Annotated in this window: 16 protein-coding genes; 10 read left to right on the top strand and 6 right to left on the bottom strand. The window is 73.3% G+C overall.

Features of this window, described 5'->3' with window-relative positions:
* Positions 1-44: 44 nt before the first annotated feature.
* Positions 45-1,376: a DUF2252 domain-containing protein gene (locus RND61_RS05440; protein WP_315876543.1), complete on the bottom strand. Its 1,332-nt coding sequence runs from the start codon at positions 1,374-1,376 to the stop codon at positions 45-47.
* 206 nt (positions 1,377-1,582) lie between these two features.
* Between RND61_RS05440 and dnaE the strand changes: the two genes are divergently transcribed.
* The gene (gene dnaE / locus RND61_RS05435) at positions 1,583-5,122 is read left to right on the top strand and encodes a DNA polymerase III subunit alpha (protein WP_315876541.1); all 3,540 of its coding nucleotides are present in this window, start codon (positions 1,583-1,585) and stop codon (positions 5,120-5,122) included.
* Positions 5,123-5,212: 90 nt separating this feature from the next.
* On the opposite strand, the gene RND61_RS05430 is transcribed toward dnaE, so the two are convergent.
* Positions 5,213-5,377: a hypothetical protein gene (locus RND61_RS05430; RefSeq protein WP_315876539.1), complete on the bottom strand. Its 165-nt coding sequence runs from the start codon at positions 5,375-5,377 to the stop codon at positions 5,213-5,215.
* A 257-nt stretch (positions 5,378-5,634) separates the two neighbouring features.
* Between RND61_RS05430 and RND61_RS05425 the strand changes: the two genes are divergently transcribed.
* The 4 genes from RND61_RS05425 (at position 5,635) to RND61_RS05410 (ending at position 9,718) form a co-directional block, all read left to right on the top strand.
* A complete protein-coding gene (locus RND61_RS05425) occupies positions 5,635-6,930 on the top strand; it encodes an NYN domain-containing protein (protein WP_315876629.1) in 1,296 nt (431 codons plus the stop codon).
* Between the two features lie 89 nt (positions 6,931-7,019).
* Positions 7,020-7,985, top strand: a complete 966-nt coding sequence (locus tag RND61_RS05420; RefSeq protein WP_315876628.1) for an ABC transporter ATP-binding protein — start codon at positions 7,020-7,022, stop codon at positions 7,983-7,985.
* 163 nt (positions 7,986-8,148) lie between these two features.
* On the top strand, positions 8,149-8,976 hold the full coding sequence (locus tag RND61_RS05415) for an ABC transporter permease (RefSeq protein ID WP_315876537.1): 828 nt from the start codon (positions 8,149-8,151) through the stop codon (positions 8,974-8,976).
* A gap of 34 nt (positions 8,977-9,010) precedes the next feature.
* Complete coding sequence (locus tag RND61_RS05410) at positions 9,011-9,718, top strand: DUF2567 domain-containing protein (protein ID WP_315876535.1); 708 nt, start codon at positions 9,011-9,013, stop codon at positions 9,716-9,718.
* Positions 9,719-9,743: 25 nt separating this feature from the next.
* On the opposite strand, the gene ybaK is transcribed toward RND61_RS05410, so the two are convergent.
* The 4 genes from ybaK to RND61_RS05390 all read right to left on the bottom strand — a co-directional run bounded on the left by ybaK (position 9,744) and on the right by RND61_RS05390 (position 13,916).
* Positions 9,744-10,289 carry a Cys-tRNA(Pro) deacylase gene (gene ybaK, locus RND61_RS05405; RefSeq protein ID WP_315876533.1) on the bottom strand — a complete coding sequence of 182 codons (546 nt, stop codon included), beginning with the start codon at positions 10,287-10,289 and terminating at the stop codon, positions 9,744-9,746.
* A gap of 18 nt (positions 10,290-10,307) precedes the next feature.
* Positions 10,308-11,048 (bottom strand): LON peptidase substrate-binding domain-containing protein, encoded by a 741-nt coding sequence (locus RND61_RS05400; RefSeq protein ID WP_315876532.1) that lies wholly within the window; start codon positions 11,046-11,048, stop codon positions 10,308-10,310.
* Between the two features lie 136 nt (positions 11,049-11,184).
* Positions 11,185-12,165, bottom strand: a complete 981-nt coding sequence (locus RND61_RS05395; RefSeq protein WP_391652896.1) for a hypothetical protein — start codon at positions 12,163-12,165, stop codon at positions 11,185-11,187.
* A 188-nt stretch (positions 12,166-12,353) separates the two neighbouring features.
* Positions 12,354-13,916 carry an oxidoreductase gene (locus RND61_RS05390; protein ID WP_315876626.1) on the bottom strand — a complete coding sequence of 521 codons (1,563 nt, stop codon included), beginning with the start codon at positions 13,914-13,916 and terminating at the stop codon, positions 12,354-12,356.
* A gap of 236 nt (positions 13,917-14,152) precedes the next feature.
* Here RND61_RS05390 and hisD point away from each other — a divergent pair, with 236 nt between their 5' ends.
* From hisD to hisH, 5 genes are all read left to right on the top strand, one after another.
* A complete protein-coding gene (gene hisD / locus RND61_RS05385) occupies positions 14,153-15,475 on the top strand; it encodes a histidinol dehydrogenase (protein WP_315876528.1) in 1,323 nt (440 codons plus the stop codon).
* Positions 15,472-16,584: a histidinol-phosphate transaminase gene (locus RND61_RS05380; RefSeq protein WP_315876527.1), complete on the top strand. Its 1,113-nt coding sequence runs from the start codon at positions 15,472-15,474 to the stop codon at positions 16,582-16,584. Before hisD ends, RND61_RS05380 begins: the two co-directional genes overlap by 4 nt.
* Positions 16,581-17,174 carry an imidazoleglycerol-phosphate dehydratase HisB gene (gene hisB, locus RND61_RS05375; RefSeq protein WP_315876526.1) on the top strand — a complete coding sequence of 198 codons (594 nt, stop codon included), beginning with the start codon at positions 16,581-16,583 and terminating at the stop codon, positions 17,172-17,174. The genes RND61_RS05380 and hisB overlap by 4 nt, the downstream gene beginning before the upstream one ends.
* A gap of 88 nt (positions 17,175-17,262) precedes the next feature.
* Positions 17,263-17,430, top strand: coding sequence for a hypothetical protein (locus tag RND61_RS05370; protein WP_315876525.1), 168 nt, complete (start codon positions 17,263-17,265; stop codon positions 17,428-17,430).
* Between the two features lie 5 nt (positions 17,431-17,435).
* On the top strand, positions 17,436-18,080 hold the full coding sequence (gene hisH, locus RND61_RS05365; RefSeq protein ID WP_315876624.1) for an imidazole glycerol phosphate synthase subunit HisH: 645 nt from the start codon (positions 17,436-17,438) through the stop codon (positions 18,078-18,080).
* Positions 18,081-18,114 lie beyond the last annotated feature (34 nt).

Here is an 18,114-nt window from a genome sequence, read left to right as displayed (position 1 = left end):
GAGTGTGCCACGACAGGCGGTAAGGGGCTCCTAAAAGGAGGTGATCAGCGGAGCCCCGGAATCCGACCGTTACGGAAGAGGTCCACGAAGATCTGGTGGTCCGCCCGCGCCCGCGCCCCGTAGGCGTGCGCGAACTCCACCAGCGTCTCCCCGAACCCCTCCTCGTCCGCCGCGATCGCCGCGTCGATGGCCCGCTCCGTGTTGAACGGGACCAGCGAGTGGCCGCTCTCGTCGTCCGCGGCCGCGTGCATCGTGGCCGTGGCCCGTCCCAGGTCCGCGACGGTCGCGGCCATCTCGTCCGGGTCGTCGATGTCCGACCAGTCCAGGTCCACGGCGTACGGGGAGACCTCCGCGACCAGCTGGCCCGCGCCGCCCAGCTCCGTCCAGCCCAGCCACGGGTCGGCGTGCGCCTGGAGGGCGCGCTGCGAGATGACCGTGCGGTGCCCCTCGTGGTGGAAGTACCCCCGCACCGCCGGGTCCGTCACGTGCCGGGAGACCGCCGGGACCTGCGCCTGCTTCATGTAGATCACGACATCGTTCTCCAGGGCGTCGCTGTTGCCCTCCAGGAGGATGTTGTACGACGGGAGGCCGGCCGAGCCGATGCCGACGCCGCGCCGCCCCACCACGTCCTTCACCCGGTACGAGTCCGGGCGGCCCAGGCTGGACGGCGGGAGCGTCTCCAGGTACCCGTCGAAGGCGGCCAGCACCTTGTAGCGGGTCGCCGCGTCCAGGTCGACCGTGCCGCCGCCGGAGGAGAAGCGGCGCTCGAACTCGCGGATCTCCGTCATCGTGGCGAGCAGTCCGAACCGGGTCAGCGACCGGGCCTCCCGCAGCGCGGCCAGCAGCGGGCCCTCGGCCGTGTCCAGCGTGAACGGCGGCGCCTCCTCGTCGCGGGCGCCGGTCGCCAGGGCGTGGATCCGCTCCCGGTACGCCGCCGCGCAGAGCCGTACGAGCACGGTGATCTGGTCGTCGCTGAGCGCCTTCGCGTACCCGAGCAGCGCCAGGGAGGCGACGAGGCGCTTCAGGTCCCAGGTGAAGGGGCCGACGTACGCCTCGTCGAAGTCGTTGACGTTGAACACCAGGCGGCCGTTGGCGTCCATGTACGTGCCGAAGTTCTCCGCGTGCAGGTCGCCGTGGATCCACACCCGGCCCGTGCGCTCGTCCAGGTACGGCCCGCCCTCCCGCTCCTCCCCGTCGAGGTCGGCGTAGAAGAGGCAGGCGGCGCCCCGGTAGAAGGCGAAGGCGGAGTGCGCCATCTTCCGGAACTTGACCCGGAAGGCCGCCGGATCCGCCGCCAGCAGCTCCCCGAAGGCGGTGTGGAACACGGAGAGGATCTGCTCGCCGCGCTCCTGGGCGGTGGGCTGCGGGACCGGCATCGCGGGGTGCCTCCTGACGCGCGCACACCGCGGCGCGGCGTGCATGACAAAACGGACGGGTCTTCCGACCGGTCCAACGCGCGGACCCGCCTCCGAGTGCCCGCGCACCACCCCCCCGCGGTGGGCCTCCGCCGTCACCGGGGAGTCGTAGACTTCCCAGCGACCCCCCTTCCCTCCTGACGCTCCCGACCCCGGAGGCAGCAACCGTGTCGAAGCCGCCGTTCACGCACCTCCACGTGCACACCCAGTACTCCCTGCTGGACGGTGCCGCGCGGCTCAAGGACATGTTCGACGCGTGCAACGAGATGGGCATGACCCACATCGCCATGTCCGACCACGGCAACCTGCACGGGGCGTACGACTTCTTCCACTCGGCGAAGAAGGCGGGCGTCACGCCGATCATCGGCATCGAGGCGTACGTGGCCCCCGAGTCCCGGCGCAACAAGCGCAAGATCCTCTGGGGCCAGCCGCACCAGAAGCGCGACGACGTCTCCGGCTCCGGCGGCTACACCCACAAGACGATCTGGGCGTACAACAGCACCGGCCTCCACAACCTCTTCCGCCTCTCGTCCGACGCGTACGCCGAGGGCTGGCTGCAGAAGTGGCCCCGGATGGACAAGGAGACCATCGCGCAGTGGTCGGAGGGGCTCGTCGCCTCCACCGGCTGCCCGTCCGGCGAGGTGCAGACGCGGCTGCGGCTCGGACAGTTCGACGAGGCCCTGAAGGCCGCCTCCGACTACCAGGACATCTTCGGCAAGGAGCGGTACTTCCTGGAGCTGATGGACCACGGCATCGAGATCGAGCGCCGGGTCCGCGACGGCCTGCTGGAGATCGGCCGGAAGCTCGGCATCCCGCCGCTGGTCACCAACGACTCGCACTACACGTACGCGCACGAGGCGGGGGCGCACGACGCGCTGCTGTGCATCCAGACCGGCAAGAACCTCTCCGACCCGGACCGCTTCAAGTTCGACGGCACGGGCTACTACCTGAAGTCCACGGAGGAGATGTACGCCATCGACTCCTCGGACGCCTGGCAGGAGGGGTGCGCCAACACGCGGCTGATCGCCGACATGATCGACCCCACCGGCATGTTCGAGAAGCGCGACCTCATGCCGAAGTTCGACATCCCCGAGGGGCACACGGAGGTCAGCTGGTTCCGGGAGGAGGTCCAGCGCGGCATGCACCGCCGCTTCCCCGGCGGCATCCCGGAGGACCGGCAGCGGCAGGTCGAGTACGAGATGGACGTCATCATCCAGATGGGGTTCCCGGGGTACTTCCTCGTCGTCGCCGACTTCATCATGTGGGCCAAGAACCAGGGCATCGCGGTCGGCCCCGGTCGCGGCTCCGCGGCCGGCTCGATCGTCGCGTACGCGCTCGGCATCACCGACCTCGACCCGATCCCGCACGGCCTGATCTTCGAGCGGTTCCTCAACCCCGAGCGCGTCTCCATGCCCGACGTCGACATCGACTTCGACGAGCGCAGGCGCGTCGAGGTGATCAGGTACGTGACGGAGAAGTACGGCGCCGACAAGGTCGCCATGATCGGCACGTACGGCACGATCAAGGCCAAGAACGCCATCAAGGACTCCGCGCGCGTGCTGGGCTACCCGTACGCGATGGGCGACCGGATCACCAAGGCCATGCCCGCCGACGTCCTCGGCAAGGGCATCCCCCTGTCCGGCATCACCGACCCCTCGCACCCCCGCTACAGCGAGGCGGGCGAGGTCCGGGCGATGTACGAGAACGAGCCGGACGTCAAGAAGGTCATCGACACCGCGCGCGGCGTGGAGGGCCTGGTCCGGCAGATGGGCGTGCACGCCGCCGGCGTGATCATGTCCAGCGAGACCATCACCGAGCACGTCCCCGTCTGGGTGAGGCACACCGACGGCGTCACCATCACCCAGTGGGACTACCCGAGCTGCGAGTCGCTCGGCCTGCTGAAGATGGACTTCCTGGGCCTGCGCAACCTCACGATCATGGACGACGCCGTCAAGATGGTGAAGGCCAACAAGGGGATCGACATCGACCTCCTCGGCCTCCCGCTCGACGACCCCACGACCTTCGAGCTGCTCCAGCGCGGTGACACGCTCGGCGTCTTCCAGTTCGACGGCGGGCCCATGCGGTCCCTGCTGCGGCTGATGAAGCCCGACAACTTCGAGGACATCTCCGCCGTCTCGGCCCTCTACCGGCCGGGCCCGATGGGCATGAACTCGCACACCAACTACGCGCTCCGCAAGAACGGCCAGCAGGAGATCACCCCGATCCACCCCGAGCTGGAGGAACCGCTCAAGGAGGTCCTGGACGTCACCTACGGCCTGATCGTCTACCAGGAGCAGGTGCAGAAGGCCGCCCAGATCATCGCCGGCTACTCGCTCGGCGAGGCCGACATCCTCCGCCGCGTCATGGGCAAGAAGAAGCCCGAGGAGCTGGCGAAGAACTTCACGATCTTCCAGGCCGGCGCCCGGAAGAACGGCTACAGCGACGAGGCCATCCAGGCGCTGTGGGACGTGCTGGTCCCCTTCGCCGGCTACGCCTTCAACAAGGCCCACTCCGCCGCGTACGGACTCGTGTCGTACTGGACGGCGTACCTCAAGGCCAACCACCCCGCCGAGTACATGGCGGCGCTCCTCACGTCCGTCAAGGACGACAAGGACAAGTCGGCGGTCTACCTCAACGAGTGCCGCCGCATGGGCATCAAGGTCCTCCCGCCCAACGTCAACGAGTCCGAGGCGAACTTCGCGGCCCAGGGCGACGACGTCATCCTCTTCGGCCTCTCGGCCGTGCGGAACGTCGGGACGAACGTCGTCGAGTCGATCATCAAGTGCCGCAAGGCGAAGGGGAAGTACTCCTCCTTCCCCGACTTCCTGGACAAGGTCGAGGTCGTCGTCTGCAACAAGCGCACCGTCGAGTCGCTGATCAAGGCCGGCGCCTTCGACGAGATGGGCCACACGCGCAAGAGCCTCGTCGCCCACCACGAATCCATGATCGACAACGTGGTCGCGGTCAAGCGCAAGGAGGCCGAGGGCCAGTTCGACCTCTTCGGCGGCATGGGCGACGAGGGCGGCGACGAACCGGGGTTCGGCCTGGACGTCGAGTTCTCCGACGTCGAGTGGGAGAAGTCCTACCTGCTCGCCCAGGAGCGCGAGATGCTCGGCCTGTACGTCTCCGACCACCCGCTGTTCGGCATCGAGCACGTCCTGTCGGACAAGAGCGACGCGGCGATCTCGCAGCTCACCGGCGGTGAGCACGCGGACGGCGCGGTCGTCACCATCGGCGGGATCATCTCCGGCCTCCAGCGGAAGATGACCAAGCAGGGCAACGCCTGGGCCATCGCCACCGTCGAGGACCTGGCCGGCTCCATCGAGTGCATGTTCTTCCCCGCCACGTACCAGTTGGTCTCCACCCAGCTCGTCGAGGACACGGTCGTCTTCGTCAAGGGCCGCCTCGACAAGCGCGAGGACGTGCCCCGGCTGGTCGCCATGGAGCTGATGGTCCCCGACCTGTCGTCGGCGGGCACCAACGCGCCGGTCGTCCTCACCATCCCGACGGTGAAGGTGACCCCGCCGATGGTCAGCCGCCTCGGCGAGATCCTCAGCCACCACAGGGGGAACACCGAGGTGCGGATCAAGCTCCAGGGCCCCCGCAAGACCACCGTGCTCCGCCTCGACCGGCACCGCGTCCAGCCCGACCCGGCGCTCTACGGCGACCTGAAGGTCCTCCTCGGCCCGTCCTGCCTGGCCGGCTGAGGCACCGCCGGCGCACACGCGCGGAAGGGGCGCGCCCGTGATGACGGGCGCGCCCCTTCCGTGATCCCGCGCCGGTCCGCCCGGCCCGGGTCAGTTGTGGCCGAACCTCTTCTGGCGGCCCTTCTGTGCGATGTCCGCCGGTGTCACCTGGGTCGTCCGCTGTTCCGCCTGGTGCTGCAGCGACGTGTCGTGCGCCTGTTGGGTGCCGCGCTCGGACTGTCGCTGCTGACGTTCGGTCTTCTTGTTCTTGGCCATGGTGGTGCCTCCTGTGGGATATGGGGGTCAGGGCCGCGATCAGACTCACATACCGGTATGTGCCGCGCATTTTGGATCATTGCGGACGGTAGTCGTGGGACGCGGCCGGAGGCCGTAGTCAGGAAACGCGGAAGGCACTACGGTGAGGCGCCACGCCGATGATCGCGCTCCGGCAGTTAAGACCCCGGCAGTCGGGCAGACTCGAAGGAAACCCGAAGCAACTCCGATCCCGAGGTTCCCGAAAGAGGGTGGAACACGTGGACCGCTGCGTCGTGCTCGTGGACGCCGGCTATCTGCTCGGCGCCGCCGCCAGCCTGCTGGCGGGGGAGCCCGCCCGCTCCCGGATCACCGTCGACCACACCGCCCTCATCCAGGGACTGCGGGAACGGGCCGAGGCCGACACGGCCCAGCCGCTGCTCCGCATCTACTGGTTCGACGGCGCCCCCGACCGCGTCCCCCAGCCGGAGCACCGCCGGCTGCGCGTCATGCCCCGGGTGACCGTCCGGCTCGGCGCCCTGACCCGCAGCGACGGGCGCTGGGCGCAGAAGGGCGTCGACGCCGCCATGCACGCCGAGCTGACCGAACTGGCCCGCAACCGCGCCTGCTCCGACGTCGTCCTCGTCACCGGCGACGGTGACCTGCTGCCCGGCCTGATGTCCGCCAAGGAGCACGGCGTCGCCGTCCACCTCTGGGCCGTCCAGGCCGCCGACGGCGACTACAACCAGTCCGAGGACCTCGTCGCCGAGGCCGACGAGCGCCGCGTCCTCGACCGGGCCTGGATCACCCGCGCCGTACGGGCGAAGGACCTCACCGGAGCGTGCGCCCCGCAGCCCGTACCGCGTCCCGAGATCGCCGCCATCCTCGCCGCGCCCCTGCCCGAGGCGGCCCTCGCCGCCGCCGAACGCGCCTCCGCCGCGGCGTCCGGCGCCCTCGCCGACCAGGCGCCCCCCGCCCCCGCCCCCACCCCGGTCGCCGCGCCCGCCACCGCCGGGCCGCCCGCCGCGCCCGCCAACGGCACGGCGCACCCCGCAGCCCCCTCCGGCGCGGCGCGCGGCGTCCCCACCCCGAAGGACCTCGCCGGGCTGCGCCCCGCCGCCCACCCCGGCACCCAGCCGGCCACCGGGCCCGCCAACGCCACCCTGCGCTGGTCGTCCGACCGCGGCTGGATCGACCGCCCCGGCCCCCTCGGCGAACCCCCCGAGACCGCGTCGCTCCCGACCCTCGCCCAGCTCACCAGCGCCGAACAGCGCTGGGCCGACCGGGAGGAGGACATCACCACGGTCGGCGGCGACCCGTTCGAGGTGGGCCAGGTCTTCGCCCGCCGCTGGATGGAGCGGCTCCCCGAGCAGAGCCACGTCCAGAAGCTCTCCGCGATGTACCCGCGCATCCCGCACCGCATCGACGGCGAACTCCTCAGATACGCCGCCCGGTTCGGCCTCCTCGCCCACAAGGACGACCAGATCGACGAGCACGACCGGTACGCGATCCGGGCCGGTTTCTGGCGCGAGATCGACGTCCGCGCGGCGGCCGGGAACCAGGCGACGGGGGAGTAGCGGCGGGCACGGCGGGCCGCGCGGCGCCGCCCCGGGCGCGATCCGGGGTCCGCGACCCCTTAGGCTCATCCCTCGTGAGTACGGTGTGCGTGGTGCGGGATCTGGTGAAGACGTACCCCGCCGCGCGCGGCGGGCGCGGCAGGCCCGCGACACCCGAGGTGCGGGCCACCGACGGGATCAGCCTGGACGTGCGGGGCGGCGAGATCTTCGGGCTGCTCGGCCCCAACGGCGCCGGCAAGTCCACCCTCGTACGCCAGCTCACCGGTCTGATGCGCCCCGACTCCGGCAGCGTTGAGGTGCTCGGCCACGACCTCGTGCGCCACCCCGACCGCGCCGCGCGGCTCATCGGCTACCTCGGCCAGGAGTCCACCGCGCTCGACGAGCTGACCGTCGCGCTGGCCGCCGAGACGACCGGCCGGCTGCGCGGCCTCACCGCGCGGGACGCCCGCGCCGAACGCGACGCCGTCCTCGACGAACTGGGCCTCGGCGAACTCGCCGCGCGGCCCCTGAAGAAGCTCTCCGGCGGGCAGCGCCGCCTCGCCTGCTTCGCCGCCGCCCTCGTCGGCGAGCGGCCTCTGCTCGTCCTCGACGAGCCGACCACCGGCATGGACCCGATGGCGCGCCGCGCCGTCTGGGCCGCCGTCGACCGGCGCCGCGCCGAGCACGGCGCGACGGTGCTGCTGGTCACCCACAACGTGATAGAGGCGGAGACCGTCCTGGACCGCGTCGCCGTCCTGGAGCGCGGCCGGGTCATCGCCTGCGACACCCCGGCCGGGCTGAAGGAACGCGTGGCCGGCGAGGTGCGCGTCGACCTGGTGTGGCGGGAGCGGGCCCCGCTCGACGTGCCCGAGGTGGCCGCGCTGCGGACCTGCGCCCAGGAGTCGGGGCGCCGCTGGGTGCTGCGCCTGGCTCCGGACGCGGCGCGCGCGGCGGTCGCGGCGGTGACGGGCGGCGCGGCGTTCGCGGCGCTCGACGACTTCACGCTGGCGACGCCGAGCCTGGAGGACGTCTACCTGGCGCTCGGCGGCGAGGCGAAGGGGCTGGTCAAGTCATGAACGCGCGGCGACGCGAGCGAACGGGGCCCGGCGCGGGCCGGCGCCCCGCCCGGGCGGGTGCCCGGACGCGGGGCGCCGCCGTCCCGGTGCGCCGGGCGGTCGGAGGGGCGGACACGGTCGGCGCACGGCACGGCGCCGGTGGCGAGGACGGGAGTGGGAAACGGTGAGCACCCTGCCTGCGGAGGCGCTCTCGACGGGGGCCGTCCGGTCGGCCGCCGGGGCGGGCGGCCGGACGGCCGCGCCCCTCGCACCCCGTGCGCGGCTGCTGCCGGCGCTCGCCGCCGTGTACCGGGCGCAGCTGTCCCGCGCCCGGGTCGCCCGCATCCCGCTGCTGTTCGTCGCGACCTTCCAGTCCGTCGGCATCATGGTGCTGATGCGCGGCGTGGTCGACGGCGGTGCCGAGGCCCGCGCGGTCGTCGCCGGGTCGTCCGTCCTCGTCGTGGCGTTCGTCGCGCTGAACCTGCTCGCCCAGTACTTCGGGCAGTTGCGGGCGAGCGGCGGCCTCGACCACTACGCCACGCTGCCCGTGCCGCCCGCCGCCGTGGTGCTCGGCGCCGCCGGGGCGTACGCCTCCTTCACGGTGCCCGGCACGGTCGTCACGGCCGTCACCGGATCGCTCCTCTTCCAGCTTCCGCTCACCCACCTGTGGATCCTCGCGGCCGTCGTCCCGCTCGCCGGGGCCGCCCTGTCCGGGCTCGGCGCCGCGCTCGGCCTGCTGGCCCCGCGCCAGGAACTGGCCACGCTGCTAGGCCAGCTCGGCATGTCGGCGGCGCTGCTGCTCGGCGTCCTGCCGGCCGACCGGCTGCCCGGCCCGATCGGCTGGGCCCGCGACCTGCTCCCGTCCACGTACGGGGTCGAGGCGCTCGCCCGCACCTTCGACGCCGACCCGGACTGGGCGGCCGTCGCCCTCGACCTGTCGGTCTGCGCCGCCGTCGGCGTCGCCTCCCTGGCCGTCGCCACCCGGGCGTACCGCCGGGCGGCCGTCCGGTGAGGCGCTGCCCGACCCGGCCTGGCACGATGACAGAGTGACCGCACCCCTTCCCCCGTCCCACCAGCCCCCGAGTGAGCACGTGCCGAACGACGCCGCCGCCCCCAGCACCCCTCCGAACGGTGACACGCCGGGCGGGCACGCCACGTGGCCGCCCGCGCCCCCGTACGCGAAGGGCGAGGAGGCGGCGCCGGACACGGCGGCGGAGGTGCGCCAGGGCGCCGCGATCCTGCTCGCGGTGGCGGTCGTGGGGATCGCGCTCGGCCTGCTGTGGCTGTGGCTGGCGCCGCGCACCCCGCTCGTCTCGGACGGCAGGTCGGTCCTGCTGACGGAGTCGGAGGCGGAGCACGCCGTCGGCGCGGACGGCGTGTTCGTCCTGCTCGGCCTGGGGTTCGGCGCGCTCAGCGCCCTCGCCGTGTTCCTGTGGCACCGGCGGGGCGGCGTCGCCGTCGTGGCCGGCCTCGCCCTCGGCGGGGTGCTCGGTTCCGTACTGGGCTGGGGCACGGGCACGCTCCTCGGACCCACGCACGACGTGGTGGCCCGCGCGCGGGCGGTCGGCGAGGGCGTCCCCTTCGACGCGCCGCTGGAGCTCCAGGCGTACGGGGCGCTGCTGGCCTGGCCGATCGCCGCGATGCTCGTCCACCTGGCGCTCACGGCGCTGTTCGGCCCCCGCGACCCCGAGCCGGAGTGGGACCTCACCCCGTACGGCCCCCCGCTCCCGCCGCACGACGGCCCCCGCGGCTGAGCGGCGGGCCCCGCGCGCCCGGGCGCTACGCCCGGCCGATGGGCGCGAGGACGGCGCCGGTCAGCTCCGCCAGGTGCGCCGGGGCCAGTTCGACCTCCAGGCCGCGCCGCCCCGCCGACACGCAGATCGTCTCGTGCCGCGACGCCGACGCGTCCAGGACCGTCGGCAGCCTCTTGCGCTGCCCCAGCGGCGAGATGCCGCCCCGCACGTAGCCGGTCGTCCGCTCCGCGGCCGCCGGGTCGGCCATCGTCGCGCGCTTGCCGCCGACCGCCGCGGCCAGCGCCTTCAGGTCCAGTTGGCCCGCCACCGGCACCACCGCGACGGTCAGGGCGCCGTCGACGTCGGCGACCAGCGTCTTGAACACCCGCTCCGGGGAGACGCCCAGCGCCTCCGCGGCCTCCTCGCCGTACGAGGGCGACGCCGGGTCGTGCGCGTACTCGTGGACCGTGAAGGGCGTCCCCGCGGCCGTCAGGGCCACCGTCGCGGGGGTGCCGCCCGCCCGCCGCCCGCCGCCCCGGTGCGCGTGCGCCGCGCGCGTCCCCGTCTCCTGCTTCTTCGCCTTCTTCGCCATTCCCTGTCCCTCCCCGTGTCAGTTGGGGCTCGTCGGAGTCCGCGTCAGCTCGACCGCCGGCAGCGAGGGCAGGTGCCGCAGCACCGCCGTCTCGGCGCGCAGCAACCGCAGTTCCTCACGCAGCCGGGTCGCCGTGTCGGGCGCCTGGAGCAGCCGCTGCTTCGCCGGTGTGTCCAGCACCGCGGCGGCGGCCACCAGGTACGACACGACCGAGGGCTCGTCGGGCAGCTCGGCGCCGGTGGCCAGCGACCGCTCGCGCGCCCCCGCCAGCCGCTTCTGGTACGCGCGGAAGGCCCGCAGCACGCCCTCGGCGAGCGCGCCGGCGCCCTCGCCCTGCGGTTCCTCCAACTCCTCCAGCTCCGCGGTGAGGAAGGGGCCGCTCGCGTCGACGGACAGGAGCCTCACCCGCGTCGTCCCGGTGGCGAGGACCTCGAAACCGCCGTCCGGGCGCTCGCGGACGGTCGCCGCGTCGGCGATGCAGCCGACCCGGTGGAACGCCTTGAGCGGGTCGGGGCCGAAGCCCGCGGCGGGGCCACGCTCCGGAAGGGCCGTCTGGTCGGGCATTCCCGGCGCGGTCGGCGCCACCTCGTGGCCGTCGCGGATCGCGACGACGGCGAAGCGGCGCGGCTGCGACTCGTCCGTCGTGAGCAGTTCGCGCATCATGGCGCGGTACCGCTCCTCGAAGACGTTCAACGGCAGCACGAGGCCGGGGAAAAGCACCGCGTTCAGCGGGAAGAGGGGCAGGCGAGCGGTGGTCACAGCGGTCAAGCGTAATGGCCGCTCCCCGCCGCGCGTCCGGCCGTCCGCTCACCGGGACCGGACACCGCCCGCGCACGGGCCGCGCACGGGCTGCGAGGGGCGCGCGCGGGCGCCGCGAGGCGGCCCCGGCGCGCGGTCAACGGTGCCGTCGCACGCTCGCCCGCCGCGTCATGTCGCGCGCCTCCAGGAACCGCCCCAGCGGGTCCCCGCCCTCGCCCGCCGTGGCCGACCAGGGGTACGACGTGGCCCGTGCCCCGATGAGCCGGAACTGCTCCAGCGCCGCCGTCCACCGCTGCCGCGCCATCAGCACGTACGCCAGCAGGTTGCGCACCTCGGCCGGCCACGGGTCGCCCACCGGGTAGCGCGCCGACAGCTCGACCGCCAGGTCCGCCGCCGCGTCCAGCCGCGCCCCCGGCACCCCGTTCCCGTCGCCGCTCACCAACTGCGCGTACGCGGCCCGCAGCGGCAGCGCCCGCACCAGAGAGCCCGGCAGGGAGTCGAGCGCGGCGGCCTCCGCGAAGTCGAAGCACGCCCGGTGCGAGCCGTAGCAGCGGGCCCACAGGTACTCCAGCGCCGACACGTGACACCCGTGGTGGTGCGAGGAGCGGCGCACCGCCTGCTCCCACAGCGCCTCGAACAGCGCGTCCGGCGCCCTGCTGCCGCGCGCGTGGTCCAGCGCGATCCGCCACGGCACCGGGTCGCGGGGCGCCATCTCGGCCGCCGCGTGGACCATCGGCTCCACCTCCCGCAGCCGTTCGGCGCGGACGGGCGACTCCCAGGCGCGGTCCACGGCCAGTTGCGCCGCGACGAGCAGCGCGTCCGGGTCGTCGGGGGCCCGCGCCCGCCACGCCGCCAGCCAGTCCTCCCGGCTGTGGGCGAAGGCGGCGAGGCGCACGGCGTACCGGTCGCGGTACTCCCACTCGGCGGCGTGCCGGGTCGCGGCCAGCAGCCGGGCGGCCGGAATGTGATCCCCGAGCGCGGCGGCCACCAGCGCCGGGCCGAGCCTGTCGTCCGGTGCGTCCAGCAGCACGGAGCCGTCCGGCGGCAGCCCGTCGCGGGGCGGCTGACCGGGCCGGACCGTGCGCGCGTTGCCCAGCAGGGCGCGGAGCAGAGACATCGTGCGGCCCATTGAAAACCGCAGGTGGGGGCCGCGCCAGAGGAAGGCTGTGAAGCTTTGGTGGCGGCGGGAAGGTTGTCCTGCCGAACGTCAAGAGGCGGTAAAGAAAGCGGTGGCGCGGGGACGGGTGGAAACGCGCCGCACCCGTCGGCGCCCCCGCCCGGAACCGCTCCGGACCCGCCCCCCGGTCAGCTCCGACGCAGCAGCCGCGACGCGCCCGCCGCCACCGCGGTGGCCAGAATCCACCCCACCAGGATCAGCACCGTCGACAGCCACTGCCGCGGCGCCGACAGCCGCCAGTACCCCTCCTGGCCGAGGTTGATCACCGGCAGCAGCAGGTCCAGCGTGTAGAGCACCGCGTCCCACTGCGGGAACTCGTCCCGCTTGATCGGCACCGGCTCGTAGAACGAGAAGGCCAGCGCCCCCGCCGCCCACAGCACCGCCATCCACACCGCCGCCCGCCCCGGCCGGTAGCCGTACGCCACCGTCCAGTCCTGGAGGTAGCCCCACAGCTTCGCGGCGAGCGGCAGCGTCTCCCGGCGCCGCCGCTGCTTGGCCAGCAGCACCTCCCGCGCGTCGGCGTCCTCGCCGCAGCCGCGCAGCACCGTCGCCAGCCGCTCGTACGGCTCCGGCGCGTACTCCGGCGTCGCCGCCGCCACCCACTCCAGCCGCCGGGCCAGCGGGAAGTGCCCGTACGGCACCAGGTTCTCGTACGCGAACCCGCTGATCGCGAGGCCGCCCGGCCCCGGCCAGCTCGCCGCCTGGTCGACGAGCGTGACCACCTTCGCGCCGTTCAGCACCACCCGGCCCTCCTCCGGCCGCTCGCAGTTGAACCGCAGCTCCGGAGTGACGATCCTGCGCAGCGACAACTCCTCCCTGCGCGCCGACGCCAGCACGAACCGCGCCTGGTGCAGGTCGACCGCGTCCCCGAACCGCCCGTCGTCCAGCCGCACCCCGCCCCGGCACTCGAAGGGCCGCATCCGCGTGCCCCGCATCGGCGTGTTGACGTCGCCCAGCCCGTACGGCGGCGTCCCGCCCAGGTGGTCGCCCGAGCCGCCCACCGACTCGCTCACCCACGCGCCCGTCAGGTACAGCGTGCGCTCCACGCTCAGCTGCGGCGCGTTCAGCGCGCGCCGCCCCTCCGCGCCCCGCAGCCGGCTGCCGCGCAGGCTCAGCGACACCCCGACCTTCGCGCCGCGCATGCTGAACTCGCCGTACGTCTCGATCAGCTCGGCCTGGAGGTCCTGCGCCACCGACATGCCGTCCGCGACGATCGCCCGGCCGCGCCGGTCCGGCTGCACGTGGATCTGGCTGATCAGCAGGTCCGTGCCTATCTGCGCGTCCGTGAGGCGCACCCCGCGCGCCACCCGGCAGCGCGGCAGGTGCAGGTCGCCCTCCGTGTGCAGCCGGGCCGCCTCCAGGCGGGGTATCGCGCAGCCGACCAGCCGGAGCGTGGTGAACCGGGACTCCGGCAGCACCACCTCGTCGTCGAAGACGCACCCCTGCAACTCCACGTACGGCGCGATCGTGCCGCCCGCCAGGTCCAGCCGCCCCGTGATCCGCGCCCCGCGCACCTTGAGCGCCGAGACGCGCCCCGCCAGCGCCGGCGGGCCGGACAGCAGCAGCCGGGCCACCACCCGCGCCCGGACGCACCGCTCCTGCGGCCACTCCCGCGGCACGAACGGGTCGTCCAGCACCGGATGGCCCGAGCGCAGGTCGTACCACGCGCCGATGCGGAACGCCTGCCACATCCCCAGTTCGGCGGGGGTGAGGTCGCCGGGCACCTCGTCGTCGTGACGGTCGTCGCGGTCGTCGTGCGGCTCGGTCAATGCCGCCCTCCTCGCTTCCCTGGTCGTACGGCTGTTCTTCCCTCTGCGTGACGGCCTGAACGCTAACGGTCAGGTGTGACAACCGCGGGGTGATGTGGCGTGTATCAGCCAGTGATACGGACGGTCGGAGCCGCGAGCCCGTCTGCGAGAATTGACCTGTGATCTCACGAATCGATCTGCGCGGCGACGCCCTGCCGACGGGCGGCGCCCTGCGCGACCTGCTGCCCCGTGCCGAGTTCGACGTGGAAGCCGCCCTGGAGAAGGTGCGGCCCATCTGCGAGGCCGTGCACCATCGGGGCGACGCGGCGCTGATCGACTACGCCGAGCGGTTCGACGGCGTCGCCCTCGACCAGGTGCGCGTCCCGGCCGCCGCGTTGGCCCGCGCCCTGGAGGAGCTGGATCCGGCCGTCCGCGCCGGCCTGGAGGAGTCCGCCCGCCGCGCCCGGACCGTCCACCGCGAGCAGCGCCGCACCACGCACACGACACAGGTCGTGCCCGGCGGCACGGTCACCGAGAAGTGGGTCCCCGTCGGGCGCGTCGGCCTGTACGCGCCGGGCGGCCGTTCCGTCTACCCCTCGTCCGTGATCATGAACGTCGTGCCGGCGCAGGAGGCGGGCGTCGGGTCGATCGCCCTGGCGTCCCCGCCGCAGAAGGAGTTCGGCGGCCTGCCGCACCCCACGATCCTCGCCGCCTGCGCCCTCCTCGGCGTCGACGAGGTGTACGCGGCGGGCGGCGCCCAGGCCGTCGCCATGTTCGCGTACGGCACGGAGACCTGCGCCCCCGCCGACATGGTCACCGGCCCCGGCAACATCTGGGTCGCCGCCGCCAAGCGGTACTTCACCGGCCGCATCGGCATCGACACGGAGGCCGGCCCCACCGAGATCGCCGTCCTCGCCGACGCCACCGCCGACCCGGTCCACGTCGCCGCCGACCTGATCAGCCAGGCAGAGCACGACCCGCTCGCCGCCGCCGTGCTCGTCACCGACTCCGCCGAGCTGGCCGACGCCGTCGAGCGCGAGCTGGAGGCGCAGGTCGCCGCGACCAAGCACGTCGACGACCGCGTCCTGCCCGCCCTGCGCGGCAAGCAGTCCGCGATCGTCCTCGTCGACGGCGTCGACGAGGGCCTGCGCGTCGTCGACGCGTACGGCGCCGAGCACCTGGAGATCCAGACCGCCGACGCCGCCGCCGTCGCCCAGCGCGTCCGCAACGCCGGCGCGATCTTCGTCGGCCCCTGGTCGCCGGTCTCCCTCGGGGACTACTGCGCCGGCTCCAACCACGTCCTGCCCACCGGCGGCTGCGCCTGCCACTCCTCGGGCCTGTCCGTCCAGTCCTTCCTGCGCGGCATCCACATCGTGGACTACACGCGCGAAGCGCTCGCCGAGGTCACCCACCACGTGGTCACGCTCGCCGAGGCGGAGGACCTGCCGGCGCACGGCGCGGCCGTGAAGGCCCGCTTCGGGGGAGAGGTGCCGCAGCCGTGACCGACGTGCGCATCGACGACCTGCCCATCCGCGACGAGCTGCGCGGCAAGTCCCCCTACGGGGCGCCCCAGCTCGACGTACCCGTACGCCTCAACACCAACGAGAACCCCTACCCGCTGCCCGAGCCGCTCGTGGAGCGCATCGCGGAGCGCGTCCGGGAGGCCGCCCGGCACCTCAACCGCTACCCCGACCGCGACGCGGTCGAGCTGCGCGCCGGACTGGCCCGCTACCTCACCCGCACCACCGGCCACGAGGTCGACACGAGCCGGGTCTGGGCGGCCAACGGCTCCAACGAGGTCCTCCAGCAGCTCCTGCAGACCTTCGGCGGCCCCGGCAGGACCGCGCTGGGCTTCGAGCCCTCGTACTCCATGCACGGCCTGATCTCCCGCGGCACGGGCACCGGCTGGATCTCCGGCCCCCGCCGCGACGACTTCGGCATCGACGTGGCGGCCGCCTCGGCGGCCATCGCCGAGCACCGCCCCGACGTGGTGTTCATCACCTCCCCCAACAACCCCACCGGCACCGCCGTCGACGCCGACACGGTGCTGGCCCTCCACGACGCCGCCCAGGCCGCCAAGCCGTCCCTGGTCGTCGTCGACGAGGCGTACGTCGAGTTCAGCCACCGCCCGTCGTTGCTGCCGCTCATCGAGGGCCGCCCGCACCTGGTGGTCTCCCGCACCATGTCGAAGGCGTTCGGCGCCGCCGGGCTCCGCCTCGGCTACCTCGCCGCCCACCCGGCCGTCGTCGACGCCGTCCAGCTGGTCCGCCTGCCGTACCACCTGTCCGCCGTCACCCAGGCCACCGCGCTCGCCGCGCTCGAACACACCGATACGCTGCTGGGGTACGTCGAACACCTCAAGGCCGAACGGGACCGGCTCGTCACCGAGCTGCGCGCCCTCGGGTACGAGGTCACCGACTCCGACGCCAACTTCGTCCAGTTCGGCCGCTTCGAGGACGCCCACGCCGCGTGGCGCGGGATCCTCGACCGCGGCGTCCTGGTCCGCGACAACGGCGTACCGGGTTGGCTTCGGGTCACGGCCGGCACGCCGCAGGAGAACGACGCGTTCCTGGATGCGGTTCGCGCACTGAGGAAGGAGCAGAGCTCATGAGCCGCGTAGGACGGGTCGAGCGCACCACCAAGGAAACCTCCGTCGTCGTCGAGATCGACCTCGACGGCACCGGGAAGGTCGACGTCGCCACCGGCGTCGGCTTCTACGACCACATGCTCGACCAGCTCGGCCGCCACGGGCTGTTCGACCTCACGGTCAAGACCGAGGGCGACCTGCACATCGACTCGCACCACACGATCGAGGACACCGCCCTCGCCCTCGGCGCCGCCTTCAAGCAGGCCCTCGGCGACAAGGTCGGCATCTACCGCTTCGGCAACTGCACGGTCCCGCTGGACGAGTCCCTCGCCCAGGTCACCGTCGACCTCTCCGGCCGCCCGTACCTCGTGCACACCGAGCCCGAGAACATGGCGGCGATGATCGGCGCGTACGACACGACGATGACCCGGCACATCCTGGAGTCGTTCGTCGCCCAGGCCCAGATCGCCCTGCACGTCCACGTCCCGTACGGGCGCAACGCCCACCACATCGTGGAGTGCCAGTTCAAGGCCCTCGCCCGCGCCCTGCGCTACGCCTCCGAGCGCGACCCGCGCGCCGCCGGCATCCTGCCGTCGACGAAGGGCGCCCTGTGAGCGGCGCCCGCGCGACCGCCGGGCCGCGGACGCGCACGACGGCGGCGCCTTCGCGCCGCGCGGGCGGAGAAGGGAACGAGGGCACGCGGTGACCGGACTGTCGACCGTCCTGATCGTCGTCGGCCTGTTCCTGGCCGGCGGCGTCTACTCCTTCGCCCGGCAGAAGATGCCCAAGGGCGTCGTCGTCCTGCTCGCCGTCGCCTCCGGCATGTGCCTCCTCGCCGGCGTCCTGAGGATCCAGGGAATCTGGGAATGACCCGAATGAACAGCACCGCGAAGAAAGTCGTCGTCTTCGACTACGGGTTCGGCAACGTCCGCTCCGCCGAACGCGCCCTCGCGCGCGTGGGCGCCGACGTCGAGATCACCCGCGACTACGACAAGGCCATGAACGCCGACGGGCTCCTCGTCCCCGGCGTCGGCGCCTTCTCCGCCTGCATGGCCGGGCTGAAGGAGGCCCGCGGGGACTGGATCGTCGGCCGCCGGCTGTCCGGCGGGCGGCCCGTCATGGGCATCTGCGTCGGCATGCAGATCCTGTTCGCGCACGGCGTCGAGCACGGCGTCGAGACCGAGGGCCTCGACGAGTGGCCCGGGACGGTCGGCCCGCTCAAGGCGCCCGTCATCCCGCACATGGGGTGGAACACCGTCGAGGCGCCGGAGGACAGCGAGCTGTTCGCCGGGATCGACCCCGACGAGCGGTTCTACTTCGTGCACTCGTACGCCGTGACCGACTGGTCCCTGGAGACCGCCAACCCCGCCCTGCGCCCCCCCAGGGTCACCTGGTCCGCGCACGGCGAGAGGTTCGTCGCCGCCGTCGAGAACGGCGCCCTGTGGGCGACCCAGTTCCACCCGGAGAAGTCCGGCGACGCCGGGGCCCAGTTGCTCACCAACTGGCTCAAGACCTTCTGATCCGACCTTCCCGACCCCGCTTAGAGGCTAGGAC

It is taken from the genome of Streptomyces tamarix, assembly GCF_032423885.1.
GTDB lineage: Bacteria > Actinomycetota > Actinomycetes > Streptomycetales > Streptomycetaceae > Streptomyces > Streptomyces tamarix.
The sequence above is the reverse complement of the archived record's forward strand: the minus strand, read 5'-3'. Positions and strand labels throughout refer to the sequence as shown.